Source organism: Shewanella colwelliana, assembly GCF_001735525.1.
GTDB lineage: Bacteria > Pseudomonadota > Gammaproteobacteria > Enterobacterales > Shewanellaceae > Shewanella > Shewanella colwelliana.
Map to the genome: position 1 here is coordinate 25,961 of NZ_MCBT01000040.1, position 14,542 is coordinate 40,502.

The following is a 14,542-nucleotide window of genomic DNA, read 5'->3' on the forward strand; positions in this document are numbered from 1 at the left end:
AAGTAGAAAAACGTACTTAATTCGCATGCTTTGTAACCGATTGTGAGTGTTTCCTGTGCCAGCAACATTTGTATACGCAATCGACGATGCAGACATATTTAGACATAGAACCATGGAGCAAATATTGGTGAGCCAGAACGACAAGCAGCAGTTTGATAAGGATGTGGTGATCTTAGGTGGCGGAATGGTGGGGGCTGCGACGGCGATAGGCTTGGCTCAGCTGGGGCTTTCCGTTGCCGTCATTGAGGCTTACGCACCGCAGGAATATGCTGCTGAACAGCCTTTAGATCTTCGCGTGTCAGCAATTAGTGTGGCTTCCGAGCAGCTACTAAAACGCTTAGGGGCGATAGAAGCGATAGCCGCTATGCGCCAGGTCGCTTATAAAGGATTGGAGACATGGGAACTTGATGGCTGTATCACGCAATTTCATAGTGATCAGGTTGGCGCTTCACACCTTGGGCATATCGTTGAAAATAGAGTAGTACAGTTGGCCTTATGGCAGGCATTTACCCAGCATGGCAACCTTGAGTTACTTTGCCCTATAAAAGTAGAGAGTTTTGCTCGAATAGACGACGGTGTTGCGTTGAGTCTAAGTAATGGTTCACAAATGACAACGCGGTTGTTGATTGGCGCTGATGGAGCTAACTCTCAAGTTCGTCAGTGGGCTGGAATAGGTTTGACTGGCTGGGATTATGCCCAGTCGGCGATGCTTATCAATATTGCCACTGACACAGCAGAGCAAGACGTTACGTGGCAACAATTTACCCCAACAGGGCCGCGCTCATTATTACCGTTGCCTGGCAATAATGCTTCATTAGTTTGGTATGACGATGCTAACCGTATTACGCAGTTGTCATCTTTAAGTAACGAGGCATTAGCCCAACAGATTAAACGCTGTTTTCCCGAGCGTCTCGACAGAGGCTTTAAGGTATTGTCGAAAGGGTGCTTTAAATTAACCCGTCGACACGCTCAGCGTTACTACCATGAACATGTTGTCATTCTTGGTGATGCGGCGCACACGATTAACCCGCTAGCGGGGCAAGGTGTTAACCTTGGGTTTAAAGATGTCAATGCGCTGATAGATACCTTTGCAACCGCTATTGCCAATAATCGATGCTGGTGGACAACAGAGGTGTTAGCCGACTATCAATCAAAGCGTTACATCGACAATCAATTGATGATGACAACAATGGATCTGTTTTACGCAAGCTTTAGCAACAATCTATTGCCATTAAAATTACTACGCAATGGTGCCTTGAAGATGGCGAACTTAGATACGCCAATTAAGCATAAAGTACTAAAGTACGCCATGGGGTTATGAGTTTAGGGTAACCCGTTTTTTGAAGCCACTTAAATGACGATATGATTAAGTGGCTTTATTGTTTTATTAGCCTCCAGCTTAGTGCGAACATCTTTCTATTTGCGAAATCCCCTCTATGAGATAACAAATTTGTTGCTGGCCCGATTGAGTGCTAAAATGCCGCGTTTTTATTTACGCGCTTGCGAGATAGGCAAAGATTCTATGGGCAATATAAAACTGATTGTTGGGCTTGCTAATCCCGGTGATAAATATGAGCAAACTCGGCACAACGCAGGCGCTTGGTATGTCAATGAGTTAGCAAGAGTGTGTGGTGTTAGCCTTGTGCCAGATAGCAAATATTATGGATTGACTGCTAGAGCAACACTTTATGGTAAGGATGTTAGATTACTTATCCCAACGACTTTCATGAATTTGAGCGGGAAATCAGTGGGTGCATTGGCGAATTTTTTTCGTATTGAACCTGAGGAGATCCTTGTGGCGCATGATGAGCTTGATATGCCCCCAGGTGTTGCTAAGTTTAAATTAGGTGGTGGTCATGGTGGTCATAATGGCCTTAAAGATATCATCGCTAAGCTTGCTAATGATAAAGGTTTCTACCGATTAAGAATCGGTATCGGTCACCCAGGAGACAAGAGTCTCGTGAGTAACTATGTATTAGGTAAAGCACCACAAGCAGAGCAGCGTTTGATCGAAGAGGTTATCGATGAAGCGGTTCGCGCTACAGAAGTGTTGTTTAAAGAAGATATGAGTAAGGCGATGCACAGGTTGCATTCTTACAAGGCTGGCTAAGCGATAACAAGCTAAATGTTTAATTATTGGGACAACCGATAATATTAATTGGATAAAGGTAAAGATATGGGTTTTAAATGTGGCATCGTTGGTCTTCCTAACGTAGGTAAATCGACATTGTTCAATGCGTTGACCAAGGCGGGTATCGAAGCGTCAAACTTCCCGTTTTGTACGATTGAACCGAATACTGGTGTTGTGCCTGTGCCGGACCTTCGTCTAGAAGCATTGGCTGCAATCGTTAATCCGGAACGCGTCTTACCAACAACCATGGAGTTTGTTGATATTGCGGGTCTTGTGGCTGGCGCATCGAAAGGTGAAGGTTTAGGTAATAAGTTCCTGGCTAATATTCGCGAAACTGATGCAATCGGTCACGTTGTTCGTTGTTTCGAAGATGACAACATAGTGCACGTTGCTAACAAAGTATCACCAGCCAGTGATATTGAAGTGATCAACACTGAGCTAGCGCTTGCTGATCTCGACTCATGTGAGCGCGCGATTACCCGCCAACAGAAGCGTGCAAAAGGCGGCGATCAAGAAGCTAAGTTTGAAGTGAGCGTCCTTGAAAAAATGCGCCCAGTGTTGGATGAAGGCCATATGCTGCGCTCGATGGATTTAAGTAAAGAGGAGTTAGCTGCGGTTGCTTACCTTAACTTCCTTACGCTTAAACCGACTATGTATATTGCTAACGTGTCTGAAGATGGTTTTGAAAACAACCCACATCTCGACACGGTTCGTGACATTGCAGCAAAAGAGAACGCTGTAGTTGTTGCGGTATGTGCGGCTATCGAATCTGAATTGGCTGAAATGGATGCCGAAGATCGCCAAGAGTTTATGGCTGATTTAGGACTAGAAGAGCCCGGTCTTGATCGCGTGATCCGCGCTGGTTACGAGCTACTTGATCTACACACTTATTTTACAGCAGGTGTTAAAGAGGTTCGTGCATGGACAGTACGTGTTGGTGCGAGTGCACCGCAGGCTGCTGGTGTTATTCATACTGACTTTGAGCGGGGTTTCATTCGCGCGCAAGTGATGTCTTATGATGATTTCATTGCCTATAAAGGCGAAGCCGGTGCAAAAGAAGCGGGTAAGCTGCGCGTTGAGGGTAAAACCTACGTGGTGAAAGATGGCGACGTGATGCATTTCTTATTTAACGTCTGATTTTTTCTCGCATTAAGCGAGAAAATTGTGCAGCGAGATAACAGGTCCAATCATCTTATTGGGCCTTTTTTGTATTTAATGAATAAGCGGAATCGCTGAAAAACGCGGTTTCATGGCATTTTTTGGATAACTGCTGCTCACTTTGGCGAGTTTATAGGCGAACAACCTAGATAGTTTAATATTGCGAAAAAAAGCTGTTGACCTGCCTACGCTGAATAAGCATAATACGCCCCGTTCCTCAGCAAGAGGGACATGTAAGAAAAGATGGCAATGTAGCTCAGCTGGTTAGAGCACAGCACTCATAATGCTGGGGTCGCAGGTTCAAGTCCCGCCATTGCTACCATCTTCTCTAAGATGTAAAACTAGAGATTAGCCGACTAGTTGATAAATTTAATTTATTTAAATTATCAGAAATAGGGTTGGCAACATCTTAATCAAGATGTAAAACTAGATGCAGTGCGGGAGTGGTGGAATTGGTAGACACGCCAGATTTAGGTTCTGGTGCCGTAAGGTGTGAGAGTTCAAGTCTCTCTTCCCGTACCATTTATTTTTAGTTAGAGATTGTATAGTCTTTAACATGAAGCAAGATTGATTGGGGTATCGCCAAGCGGTAAGGCACCGGGTTTTGATCTCGGCATTCCCAGGTTCGAATCCTGGTACCCCAGCCATTTTCTATTGCTTCAAAAGTTTTGGGGTATCGCCAAGCGGTAAGGCACCGGGTTTTGATCTCGGCATTCCCAGGTTCGAATCCTGGTACCCCAGCCATTTATCTTTAAGATAAATGTGGCAATGTAGCTCAGCTGGTTAGAGCACAGCACTCATAATGCTGGGGTCGCAGGTTCAAGTCCCGCCATTGCTACCATCTTCTTCATGATGTAAAAAGGAAGATGTAGCGGTAAGGACTCTGTCCCGATTATGGCTACCATCTTAATCGAGATGTAAAACTAGATGCAGTGCGGGAGTGGTGGAATTGGTAGACACGCCAGATTTAGGTTCTGGTGCCGTAAGGTGTGAGAGTTCAAGTCTCTCTTCCCGTACCATTATTAAAAACAAAAAAGCCCATCTTTGATGGGCTTTTTTGTGCCTGCAATTTAACAAAAACTGATGAGGAGCCAATCATTTTGCCACCTCTATTCAGTGATACTTTAAACAAGATCTATCTTGCTGCTTTTGCTCGTAACGTATTGCCATGGGGTCAGCGCAACAAGGGACTCATATTGATGAGTTCGCGACTATTACCAAATTAATACCAATCAGTATAAGTATGTGATCGACTCAGCGTGTCTTTTTGCAACGAGTGCAAGGCGAATAGAGGGTAGAGTGGCTAATCCCTTACGAGGCTAATCGCTTACGAGGCTAATCGCTTACGAGGCTAGTCAACGCAGGAGTAGGCAGCCTAAAACATGTCTAAAAGGCGAGTTTTCTGTACCCGATGCAGTGTTAACGAGCTTAAACGCAGAAGCGGCTGTTCCCCAGGCGTTGCAAACAACAAGGTCTTGCATGCTCCCTATAAACTTAAGCCATTTTCTCCGCCTTGGAGGCCTGATGTTATGAATGCCTTAATGGGTAACTATATGGAAATAGCAGATAGAGAGAGGAGATAGAGTTAAGCTAGAGGGGCTAGTGCCGAGGGGCCATAAAGGGCCTCAGACGTGCTAAACGATCGCTTGGTACCCAAACCTTAAAGCTGATAGGTGTTAATGCTACTGTTGCGCGATGATGCTATATGGCGCAACTATTCATAAACTCACCAAGCTAAGCGCATAAAAAAACGCACTCAATGGAGTGCGTTTTTTATTTCAGCATTAAAGCTAATAGAATAAAGATTAGTGCTTAAACATTGCTGAAATTGACTCTTCGTTGCTGACGCGACGAATGGCTTCAGCCATAACCGTAGACATTGTCAACTGGGTGACTTTATCGAGTGCTGCAATTTCAGCACTTAGTGGAATGGTATCGGTAACAATAACTTCATCGATCACTGACTCTGCAATGTTTTTAGCTGCATTGCCAGAGAATACTGGGTGAGTGGCATAAGCGAAGACGCGGTTTGCACCGTGTTCTTTCAAAGCTTCAGCAGCTTTACAAAGCGTGCCACCAGTATCGATCATATCATCAACGATGATGCAGTCACGACCTTGAACATCACCAATAATATGCATTACTTGTGCAACGTTCGCTTGCGGGCGACGTTTATCGATAATCGCGAGATCTGAGTCGTCGAGCAGTTTAGCGACCGCGCGAGCACGCACAACGCCACCAATGTCTGGTGATACGACAACTGGGTTATCTAGGTTCTTCGCTAACATATCTTCTAACAGTACTGGGCTACCAAATACGTTATCTACAGGGACATCGAAGAAGCCTTGAATCTGCTCTGCGTGAAGATCACAAGTCAAGACGCGGTCTACACCTACGCTTGATAGAAAATCAGCAACAACTTTAGCGGTGATCGGTACACGCGCACTGCGTACACGGCGATCTTGACGAGCATAACCAAAGTAAGGAATTACCGCGGTAATACGGCCGGCAGATGCACGACGTAGCGCATCAACCATAACGATAAGTTCCATCAAGTTATCGTTAGTCGGCGCACAAGTAGATTGAATGATGAATACATCCGCCCCACGTACATTTTCGTTAATCTGAACACTGATTTCACCGTCGCTGAAAACGCCAACCTCAGCGTCTCCAAGTTTACAAAATAGACGATCCGCTATCTTCTTTGCGAGACTGGGTGTTGCGTTACCGGCAAATAGTTTAATGTCAGGCACTGTATGAACCTCAGGCGTATGCTTTATGATAATGATCGGGATAAATAGCCTTATCCCGCATGATTTTTAGTATTGCGCTAATCGCAGCACTAATGGTGATTTATTTGTCCCTTTGGCGATAAAACCGCTCAAATCCACTGGCATTTTAGCAAAAGCATCTTCTGCCTGCTGGCGAGTATCGAAAACCCCGAAAACACATGCTCCCGTTCCGGTCATTCTGGACGGCGCATATTCTATCAGCCACGCTAATGCTTTGGCAACTTGGGGGTAAAGATTGCTGACCAGTTGTTGGCAATCATTTCGCCAGGGGTTGCTCATTAAATCGGCTAGGTTAAGCTTGGGTGTATCGCGGGGTAATGCTGGGTCTTGGAAGATTAATGCTGTAGAAACATGTACGTTTGGCGTGATAACCAAGTACCAAGGCTCAGCGACATCTACTGCTTGAAGGTGCTCGCCAACACCTTCTGCAAAAGCGGCTAAACCATTAATAAATACAGGGACATCAGCGCCTAGAGAGAGACCAATATCAGCTAGTTTTTGGCTTGATAATCCGGTTTGCCATAAGTGATTTAACGCTACCAGTGTCGTGGCTGCATCCGATGAGCCGCCACCTATTCCACCTCCCATCGGTAAGCGTTTATCTAGCCAAATCTCAGCGCCAAGTGTCGTTTGAGTGACCTCTTGTAGCGATTTTGCAGCTTTCAGAATTAAGTTATCGCTATGTGCGACAACATCATTCATTGATGAGTGCAAGGTGAGCGTTCCTGTATCGTTAACGGCAAAGTCGAGATAATCGCAATGGTCAATGAATTGAAATAGTGTCTGCAACTCATGATAGCCATCGGCTCGGCGACCATTGATATGCAGAAATAGGTTAAGTTTTGCCGGTGCCGGCCAATGGTTGGAGCGATTGTCTTTCATAATTTATCCAGCATTGTTTGGTGTGGGAGCCAATGCTTGCCATTGGTTAATTTGTATTTTTAGTCGAACATCGTCACGTGAGAGTTGTAATAATCTAGGAAGCTGTGCACCACTTTGTACTTGCCAGCTATTAAAGGTGACTTGCCAAGGTGAGGGGGAGTTGGTGCTACGAGCACTGATTGGCCGTAATTGTTCATCTTGGCTAAGCAGTTCATCGCTAGGCGATATCTGTCCCGTGATCCATAAAGGGAGGGTTGCGACTGGAATTGACCAACCGGTTAATCGCTTTAATAGGCGTTCAGCATCTGCGTCGTGGTAGGTTTTTCCGTCCAATTCTAATGTTGACCCTGTGCTATCACTGGTCAAGGACATTACTGTGGTGCCAAGCATAGTGGTTAACCGCAGCTCATTACTTGCCTGGGTATGCAGCCAATATAGATTGGTACTAAATTTGTCATCGCTGGTGCGAACGGCGAGTTTACCTTGCATCTCCCAAGCTGAGGCTTGGTTAACATGGGTCACGTCGGTGGCGCTCAGATTGATTGGCACACGATTAGCGCAACCTGTGAGTGTTAGGAGGGTGAATCCTACTAGGGGGACAGCCATTTTTGTGAAGTAGTTCAAATTATTCATCTATAGCCTGATTAACTAGCCCATATCATACGAGGGCTGTCTCCAAATACCAATGCTAATTGCCAAATTTCCTGCTAGCCTAGGCTAGCGTTAGCAATGACTAATTTTCATTCATTGCGATTTTAGTCAGTTTTAAGGCCATCATTAATCACGAAAGCGTGTAACAACCGAGATTATTATTCGGTTTTGTTAAGCGTATTCTGTTTTTAGTTGGTTCAATTCAGTAGAATGGCACCCAATAAGTGAGATGCCTAGAGACCAGAAAGAGTCAGATGAGCCTTGTAGCAATCGGTATTAATCATAAAACAGCCACGGTAGACCTACGCGAAAAAGTAGCGTTTGCGCCTGATAGAATTCATGATGCGATGAAAAGCTTAGCCAGCCACACTAAGACTGGTGAAGCGGTGATCGTCTCTACCTGTAATCGTACCGAACTTTACTGCAATACGGGTGAAGAAGAGGCGGTGATCGCATGGCTAGAAGAGTATCACCAACTCGCTCATGAAGATGTATTGCCCTGCTTGTATAAATATCAGGGGCAAGAAGTTGTGCAGCACCTGATGCGAGTGTCAGCAGGCCTTGATTCACTCATTTTGGGTGAACCTCAGATTCTTGGCCAAGTGAAGCAGTCCTTTGTGAAGGCTAAAGAAGCTGGAACGGTAGCGGTCACTATGGACCGTTTATTTCAAAATACCTTTTCTGTTGCCAAAAAAGTCCGCACTGAAACTGAGATTGGCGCTGCAGCAGTATCCGTTGCGTTTGCGGCCGTCAGTATGGCTAAACATATCTTCTCTGCACTGAGCGCCACAAAAGTACTGCTAATTGGTGCTGGTGAAACCATAGAACTTGTTGCGCGCCATTTAAAAGACAATGGCGTTGAGACAATGACTGTTGCCAACCGTACGGTTTCACGTGCCGAAGCCATGTGTGAAGAGTTCGGTGCGACAGCAATTACACTCGAACAGATACCAGAGTATCTCCCTAAAGCCGATATCGTGATATCCTCTACCGCCAGCCCGTTACCGATCCTTGGTAAAGGCATGGTAGAAAAAGCGCTGAAGCAGCGTCGTCATCAGCCTATGTTATTGGTTGATATAGCAGTTCCTAGAGATATTGAAGCTGAAGTGGGGGATCTTGATGATGCCTTCCTGTATACGGTTGACGACCTGCAAAGTATCATTGAACAGAATATGGCCTCTCGAAGAGAGGCTGCCGAGCAAGCTGAGATAATTGTTGAAGAGGAATCTCATCTTTTCATGGAGTGGATCCGATCGTTAGAGTCGGTCGACAGCATCCGTGAGTACCGCACCCAAAGTATGGCGGTAAAAGATGAACTGGTTGAGCGAGCAATCAATAAGTTAGCCCAAGGCGGTGATAGCGAACAGCTAATACTGGAATTGGCCAATAAGCTAACCAATAAATTGATCCATGCCCCAACTCAGGCTCTGACTGCTGCAAGCCGCCGAGGCGACTTAAACAGCATAGGACAATTGCGCACAGCACTTGGATTAGATAAAGACTAAGGTTAGCGTTGGAATGAAGGACAGTGTTATTCGCAAGCTCGAAGGCTTGCTTGAGCGTAATGAAGAAGTGTTGGCGCTGCTGAGCGATCCGAGCATCATTGCCGATCAGGAGCGTTTTCGCGCTCTGTCCAAAGAGTACTCTCAACTTGAAGATGTGGTAAGAACGTTCAAAGCCTATCAGCAAGCTGAAGAAGATATTGAATCAGCTAAAGAGATGTTAAGCGAAGATGATGCTGATCTCAAAGAGATGGCGCAAGAGGAGATAAAAGAGGCTAAAGCCACTTTAGAAACCCTCGAAGCTGAGCTGCAAATTCTGCTGCTTCCTAAAGATCCTAAAGATGATAATAACGCTTTCGTTGAGATCCGAGCAGGAGCTGGTGGCGACGAAGCTGCTATTTTTGCTGGTGATCTATACCGTATGTACAGCCGCTATTGTGAAGCCAATCGTTGGCAAATCGAAGTCATGACTCTCAATGAAGGTGAGCATGGTGGCTTTAAAGAGATTATCGTTAAAGTCTCTGGTGAAGGTGTCTTCGGTAAGCTCAAGTTTGAGTCGGGTGGACACCGTGTTCAGCGTGTACCAGAAACTGAATCTCAGGGGCGTGTGCATACCTCAGCTTGTACTGTCGTCGTTATGCCTGAAGTTCCAGAAGCTGAAGCCATTTCAATTAACCCTGCTGATTTAAAGGTTGATACCTTCCGCGCTTCAGGTGCGGGTGGACAGCACGTTAACAAAACCGATTCTGCGATTCGTATTACCCATATTCCGTCGGGCATCATTGTTGAGTGCCAAGATCAACGTTCACAACACAAGAACCGTGCCCAAGCAATGAGTGTGCTTGCCGCGCGTATTCAAGCTGTTGAAGATGAGAAGCGCCGTAGCGAAGAGGAGACGACTCGCCGTAGTTTGGTGGCCAGTGGTGATCGTTCTGAGCGTGTTCGCACCTATAATTACCCACAAGGTCGCGTGAGTGAGCATCGCATAAATTTGACCCTTTACCGTCTGAATGAGGTGATGGAAGGCGATTTGAACGCGATTATTGAGCCGCTTATGCAGGAAAACCAAGCCGACATGTTAGCAGCGTTAGGCGAAGATTAATCTTCGTCAACTAACAAGGCTTTTAAGGATATTCTTTGTTTCAGACACTATCTGAAGCCCTAGATTGGGCTTCATCTCAACTCGTTGAGATCTCAGACAGTGCAAAGCTTGACGCTGAAGTCATGCTGCTGCATATCATTCATAAGCAACGTAGCTATCTCTATACCTGGCCGGATGAACGCTTGACCTCCGAGCAGGTGACGGCCTTTAAAAAGATGGTCAGCAGACGGCTTATCGGCACGCCCATTGCGCATATCGTTGGTGAGCGCGAGTTTTGGTCATTGCCATTTATGGTAAACGCTACCACGCTTATTCCACGTCCTGATACCGAGATTTTGGTTGAAACCGCCCTCAATCTGCCCTTGGCTGATAACGCTAAGGTGCTCGATTTAGGCACAGGTACTGGGGCGATTGCCCTGTCATTGGCATTTGAGCGTAACAGCTGGCAAATGACTGCCGTGGACAAGGTCGTTGAAGCGGTCGCATTGGCAAAAGCTAATCGAGACAACTTAAAACTGCCTCAGGTAAATATTTTGCAAAGCGATTGGTTTGATGCAATCACTCAGTATGATTTCAACCTAATCGTCTCAAATCCACCTTATATCGATGAAGAGGATGAACATCTCTCTCAAGGTGATGTGAGGTTTGAGCCGCAGAGTGCATTAACCGCGGGTGAGCATGGATATGCCGACCTGTTTCATATTGCCGATTGCGCGCGAGACTATTTGGCGCCAGGCGGTTATTTGGTGCTGGAGCATGGCTTTGGCCAGGCGCTTACAGTGCGCGCCAAGATGATTGAGCTTGGGTATGAGGCTGTGGCAACAGTGAGAGACTTTGGCAGCAATGACCGTTGCACTTTAGGCCGCTGGCCGAGATAGTGGCACATTAATACACCATTTAGCTTGGTTGTATTAGATAAATTGATAAGCTTTCAACAACTGAAAGTATGCCAGTCGTTTATACCTGAAGGTAGAAGTGTGTCTTCTACCTTCAGAATATCGTTAGGGGATGAAAATAATCTCTTTCTCAAGCAACTCGTATATTAACTCGATGGCTGAGTTTTTATCTGCGCCATTCTGACTCAACACACTGATTATCTCGCTACCCGTGAAACATGTTGTCTGTTCAGCAAGAAGCAATATTATTTGTGCTAGTAGAGGATCGGTTACCGACTGACTTTTGCTATGCCTAATCTTATAGCTCAAGCTCTCAATTCTTTGAGACTGGTTTAAGTTCCGCTTTTCCACTGAAAATGAAGCTTCAGGGTTTACCGCAAATTGACTGGACTCTAACTCAGCTATATCCACCTTCTCAGCAGCAGTATTATCAGCTTTACATATAATAAGCTCTAACTTTGGGATTTCGAATAATCTTTCAATTACTTGATATTGTTCAAACTCGCTCAATTCCCTAAGTCTTGCTAATAGCATAGGGTTGTTAAAACGTCTATCTACTGACCAGACATCAGGATCGATCCAACGAACAAACTTCATTTTCGCACTATCAATGAACTTCCATAGAGAAGCGACATCGTAGCTCACTTCGTTGACATTTAGGCAAGTATCGACAAACTCAACATCGGGGTTTCTATAGGTACCTTGCCAATAGTTGCCTTTAAAAATTGTGTTATCAGCCTCCTCTGTCAATACTCTCGCAAGTGGTAATCTATCTTCAATTTCGTCTTTATTAGAGGAGACTATATCGATTCCTTCAATTAGTCGGTATAGAGCTTGTCGACCGAAACTACCATAGAGCATTAAAGAGATAACTCCGTGTGGCGCAAGAATATTGGCTAGGTTATTAAGGCCGATTTGAGGGGTTGCCAAATGGTGTAATACGCCGGACGAATAGATAACATCAAACCCACCTGGAGGAACGTCAACTCCCTCCAGTGTCATCAGGTCTGCCTGTACAAAATTCACATTGGTGAGCCCTCGAGCTTCCGCATTGGCTTTTGCTTGCGCTAAACCAACACTATTAATATCTATAGCCGTGAAGTTTACATTTGGTTGAAGAGAAGCTGCGCCAAGAACTCCTGGGCCACGTCCGCACCCAGCGTCTAAAACATGTAGTGGTGTATCGGTATCTTTTTTCTTTGCCACATAACTTAAAAGTAATCTTGCATCAAAACCTGCTCTTATGGACGGATTCCCAGATGGATAGGGATATCTTTCATACATACTTTTTACTTTTTTAGTTGTTTGATCCACGGTCCATCTCCTCATAAGGCACAATTGGTTATGCTAAAGGGTAAAGAAGTTTGTTGCTATCCAAAACAAGCCTGATGGCATCAAATTAGCGAAATAGCTGGATAATCAAAATTCGAGGTAAATTGATAATAGTGTTAATAGCTTAATGTTATTTAATCTATGTTACTTTAACCCCATTAGCAAAAACCTATGTCACAGCTAAGCGTTTACCCGATAGCTTACCAATGGTGAAATTGATTGTTGAGTCTCCCTATTATTTATGCTTATGGGCGGTCATCCAATTTCGCCTTAATCAGCATCTTTTAGTTTAAACGTACATTGGGGAGTTAGCTTATCTACTCTAGAACTGTAATGGTTAAATGTTAGTTTGAACACTTGATAATGTCTTTGTCATAAAATACTTGCAGCCCGTTTTAGGGTACTGCTCTTGGGTCCATTGTAGTTGATAGCCGCGGGCTTCATAGAAGGGCTTAGCCTGAAAGTTGAGGGTATCTAAAACGGCGTAAATACAACCGCGCTCTTTGGCTGTTTTCTCAGCCTCGTCGAGCAACTGACTACCGACCCGCTGACCGCGTAGTGCATCACTTACCCAAAGATTATCAATCATTAACCAATTGCCGAAGGTACGTGCGGACAGGCCTGCAAGCAATACACCTTGTTCATTCTCTAACTTCAGGCCTAGAGGTAAGCGCTCACTGACCTCCCAATGTTGCCAATTAAACTCGGCAATTTTTTGTTTTATGGCGTCGGCGAATGTGTCTGAATTGTCGTGTGCAAAAGTTAGCGGCATAGTTTGGCTCTTCATCGGACTGTGGCTTTAGATGTTTGGGTACAGTTTATCGCGGATATTCGTTTGATGATATTGGTTATGGTGCATTGGATCAGGTACACTAGCGCCTTTGCGAGCAACGAAAGAACTTATAATGGACAGTTTATACCCAGCTATTAAGCATATTCACCTTACGTTTATTGCCCTCAGTGTGTTGTTTTTTATTGTACGTTTTGTACTGCACATCAGACAGTCGCCGATTATGGATAAGAAGTTCGTAAAAATAGCGCCTCATGTCATCGATACTTTGCTGCTGCTATCAGGTTTGACTTTATGTTTCATCATCAAACAGTATCCGTTTCAAGATGCATGGCTTACCGAAAAAATCGGTGCTGTTGTGGCGTACATATTCTTAGCGACTATCGCACTTAAAGCCAATCGAAATACCCTTTTCAAAGTGTTTGCAGCGCTTGGTGCTATTGCTTGGATCGTTTATGCGGCCAAGATTGCAATGTTTAAGCAAGCAGTATTAATGGGTTAATCAGAGCAATGATCCTTAATGATGAGCTCTCACTGCCCGAGAGTGCGTTTGACATTACCGAACATTTAGGTTTTTCGAAGAAAGACAGCGCTAAATGGGCTTGGCTTGAATTAGCAGGCGCAGTACTTAGCCATTATGTTGTCGATCGCAACGATAGATTGAATGCGCTGCTACATTGGTTTTATCAGGATTTGGGCTTTTGCGCCAGAGACTCATATTTCAGTGTAGAAGCCGCAGATTTGGCCAGTTGTATCACGACACGCCAGGGAAACAGCACCACGTTATCAGCGGTATTAATGTTGCTGGCTAAACAACTCGATTTAGTCTTAGAACCTTTGTTGTTGCCGGGGAACACAGTGTTGTGTAGCCGAATCGACAAGCAGGTGCGCTATATTGATCCGTTGACGGGGAAAGATATCACTAAGCATCAACTGCATGTGTTAGTGCGTGGTGAGTTAGGTAATGGCGCACCATTTAAGCCTCGTTACTTAAAGCCTGCTAGTCTCAAACGCGTATTGTCACGGATGATTCATGAATTAAAAGCTGGGGCTATTTTGTCCCATCAGTTTGAGAGCGCTATGGAGTGCTGTAATCTGTTGTTGCAGTGGCATAGTGATGATCTTAATTTGAATCGTGAACGGGCGTTTATAGCTCAGCAGTTAGGCTGTATCAATGTCGCAGCAGCTGACTTACAGCATTTTGTTGATAATAGTCCCCATGATCCTGTCACCGAACTGGTTAAGCTGCAATTAAAAGAGCTCAACGATGAGGTTGAGATCTATCACTAGTGTTTTAGAGGCTGAA

Annotated in this window: 13 protein-coding genes and 6 tRNA genes; 14 read left to right on the forward strand and 5 right to left on the reverse strand. The window is 45.0% G+C overall.

Annotated features, from left to right (window positions below):
* Positions 1–112: 112 nt before the first annotated feature.
* The 9 genes from BEL05_RS12150 to BEL05_RS12190 all read left to right on the forward strand — a co-directional run bounded on the left by BEL05_RS12150 (position 113) and on the right by BEL05_RS12190 (position 4,308).
* Entirely contained in the window at positions 113–1,321 is a 1,209-nt protein-coding gene (locus BEL05_RS12150; protein WP_175427343.1) for an FAD-dependent monooxygenase, read from the forward strand.
* Positions 1,322–1,522: 201 nt separating this feature from the next.
* Positions 1,523–2,110, forward strand: a complete 588-nt coding sequence (pth, locus tag BEL05_RS12155; protein ID WP_028763973.1) for an aminoacyl-tRNA hydrolase — start codon at positions 1,523–1,525, stop codon at positions 2,108–2,110.
* 66 nt (positions 2,111–2,176) lie between these two features.
* A complete protein-coding gene (gene ychF / locus BEL05_RS12160; RefSeq protein WP_069671332.1) occupies positions 2,177–3,268 on the forward strand; it encodes a redox-regulated ATPase YchF in 1,092 nt (363 codons plus the stop codon).
* 266 nt (positions 3,269–3,534) lie between these two features.
* Positions 3,535–3,611, forward strand: a tRNA-Met gene (locus tag BEL05_RS12165).
* Positions 3,612–3,726: 115 nt separating this feature from the next.
* Positions 3,727–3,811, forward strand: a tRNA-Leu gene (locus BEL05_RS12170).
* Between the two features lie 50 nt (positions 3,812–3,861).
* A tRNA-Gln gene (locus tag BEL05_RS12175) sits at positions 3,862–3,936 on the forward strand.
* Positions 3,937–3,958: 22 nt separating this feature from the next.
* Positions 3,959–4,033: transfer RNA gene (locus tag BEL05_RS12180), tRNA-Gln, on the forward strand.
* Between the two features lie 20 nt (positions 4,034–4,053).
* Positions 4,054–4,130 (forward strand) — tRNA-Met (locus BEL05_RS12185).
* Between the two features lie 93 nt (positions 4,131–4,223).
* Positions 4,224–4,308, forward strand: a tRNA-Leu gene (locus tag BEL05_RS12190).
* Positions 4,309–5,094: 786 nt separating this feature from the next.
* Here BEL05_RS12190 and BEL05_RS12195 read toward each other — a convergent pair.
* The 3 genes from BEL05_RS12195 to lolB form a co-directional block, all read right to left on the reverse strand.
* Positions 5,095–6,042 carry a ribose-phosphate pyrophosphokinase gene (locus BEL05_RS12195; protein ID WP_069671333.1) on the reverse strand — a complete coding sequence of 316 codons (948 nt, stop codon included), beginning with the start codon at positions 6,040–6,042 and terminating at the stop codon, positions 5,095–5,097.
* Positions 6,043–6,108: 66 nt separating this feature from the next.
* Positions 6,109–6,963 carry a 4-(cytidine 5'-diphospho)-2-C-methyl-D-erythritol kinase gene (ispE, locus tag BEL05_RS12200; RefSeq protein ID WP_028763968.1) on the reverse strand — a complete coding sequence of 285 codons (855 nt, stop codon included), beginning with the start codon at positions 6,961–6,963 and terminating at the stop codon, positions 6,109–6,111.
* A gap of 3 nt (positions 6,964–6,966) precedes the next feature.
* On the reverse strand, positions 6,967–7,596 hold the full coding sequence (gene lolB / locus BEL05_RS12205; protein WP_069671334.1) for a lipoprotein insertase outer membrane protein LolB: 630 nt from the start codon (positions 7,594–7,596) through the stop codon (positions 6,967–6,969).
* A gap of 272 nt (positions 7,597–7,868) precedes the next feature.
* Here lolB and hemA point away from each other — a divergent pair, with 272 nt between their 5' ends.
* The 3 genes from hemA to prmC are packed head-to-tail and all read left to right on the forward strand — an operon-like array spanning position 7,869 to position 11,096.
* Positions 7,869–9,119, forward strand: coding sequence for a glutamyl-tRNA reductase (gene hemA / locus BEL05_RS12210; RefSeq protein ID WP_028763966.1), 1,251 nt, complete (start codon positions 7,869–7,871; stop codon positions 9,117–9,119).
* Positions 9,120–9,132: 13 nt separating this feature from the next.
* On the forward strand, positions 9,133–10,218 hold the full coding sequence (gene prfA / locus BEL05_RS12215) for a peptide chain release factor 1 (protein WP_028763965.1): 1,086 nt from the start codon (positions 9,133–9,135) through the stop codon (positions 10,216–10,218).
* 35 nt (positions 10,219–10,253) lie between these two features.
* On the forward strand, positions 10,254–11,096 hold the full coding sequence (gene prmC / locus BEL05_RS12220; protein ID WP_069671335.1) for a peptide chain release factor N(5)-glutamine methyltransferase: 843 nt from the start codon (positions 10,254–10,256) through the stop codon (positions 11,094–11,096).
* Between the two features lie 123 nt (positions 11,097–11,219).
* Here prmC and BEL05_RS12225 read toward each other — a convergent pair whose 3' ends face one another.
* On the reverse strand, positions 11,220–12,428 hold the full coding sequence (locus tag BEL05_RS12225) for a class I SAM-dependent methyltransferase (protein ID WP_069671336.1): 1,209 nt from the start codon (positions 12,426–12,428) through the stop codon (positions 11,220–11,222).
* 355 nt (positions 12,429–12,783) lie between these two features.
* On the reverse strand, positions 12,784–13,218 hold the full coding sequence (locus BEL05_RS12230) for a GNAT family N-acetyltransferase (RefSeq protein ID WP_069671337.1): 435 nt from the start codon (positions 13,216–13,218) through the stop codon (positions 12,784–12,786).
* A 133-nt stretch (positions 13,219–13,351) separates the two neighbouring features.
* Here BEL05_RS12230 and BEL05_RS12235 point away from each other — a divergent pair, with 133 nt between their 5' ends.
* Together BEL05_RS12235 and BEL05_RS12240 are read left to right on the forward strand one after the other, a co-directional pair.
* Positions 13,352–13,738, forward strand: a complete 387-nt coding sequence (locus tag BEL05_RS12235; RefSeq protein WP_028763961.1) for a SirB2 family protein — start codon at positions 13,352–13,354, stop codon at positions 13,736–13,738.
* 8 nt (positions 13,739–13,746) lie between these two features.
* Complete coding sequence (locus BEL05_RS12240) at positions 13,747–14,526, forward strand: transglutaminase family protein (RefSeq protein ID WP_037428555.1); 780 nt, start codon at positions 13,747–13,749, stop codon at positions 14,524–14,526.
* Positions 14,527–14,542: the final 16 nt, after the last annotated feature.

Bases quoted from the DNA above. Each gene is read 5' to 3' on its own strand.
- BEL05_RS12230 (WP_069671337.1), bottom strand. From the start codon at position 13,218: ATGCCGCTAACTTTTGCACACGACAATTCAGACACATTCGCCGACGCC.
- pth (WP_028763973.1), top strand. From the start codon at position 1,523: ATGGGCAATATAAAACTGATTGTTGGGCTTGCTAATCCCGGTGATAAA.
- ychF (WP_069671332.1), top strand. From the start codon at position 2,177: ATGGGTTTTAAATGTGGCATCGTTGGTCTTCCTAACGTAGGTAAATCG.
- BEL05_RS12240 (WP_037428555.1), top strand. From the start codon at position 13,747: ATGATCCTTAATGATGAGCTCTCACTGCCCGAGAGTGCGTTTGACATT.
- BEL05_RS12150 (WP_175427343.1), top strand. From the start codon at position 113: ATGGAGCAAATATTGGTGAGCCAGAACGACAAGCAGCAGTTTGATAAG.
- ispE (WP_028763968.1), bottom strand. From the start codon at position 6,963: ATGAAAGACAATCGCTCCAACCATTGGCCGGCACCGGCAAAACTTAAC.
- BEL05_RS12235 (WP_028763961.1), top strand. From the start codon at position 13,352: ATGGACAGTTTATACCCAGCTATTAAGCATATTCACCTTACGTTTATT.
- prfA (WP_028763965.1), top strand. From the start codon at position 9,133: ATGAAGGACAGTGTTATTCGCAAGCTCGAAGGCTTGCTTGAGCGTAAT.
- hemA (WP_028763966.1), top strand. From the start codon at position 7,869: ATGAGCCTTGTAGCAATCGGTATTAATCATAAAACAGCCACGGTAGAC.
- lolB (WP_069671334.1), bottom strand. From the start codon at position 7,596: ATGAATAATTTGAACTACTTCACAAAAATGGCTGTCCCCCTAGTAGGA.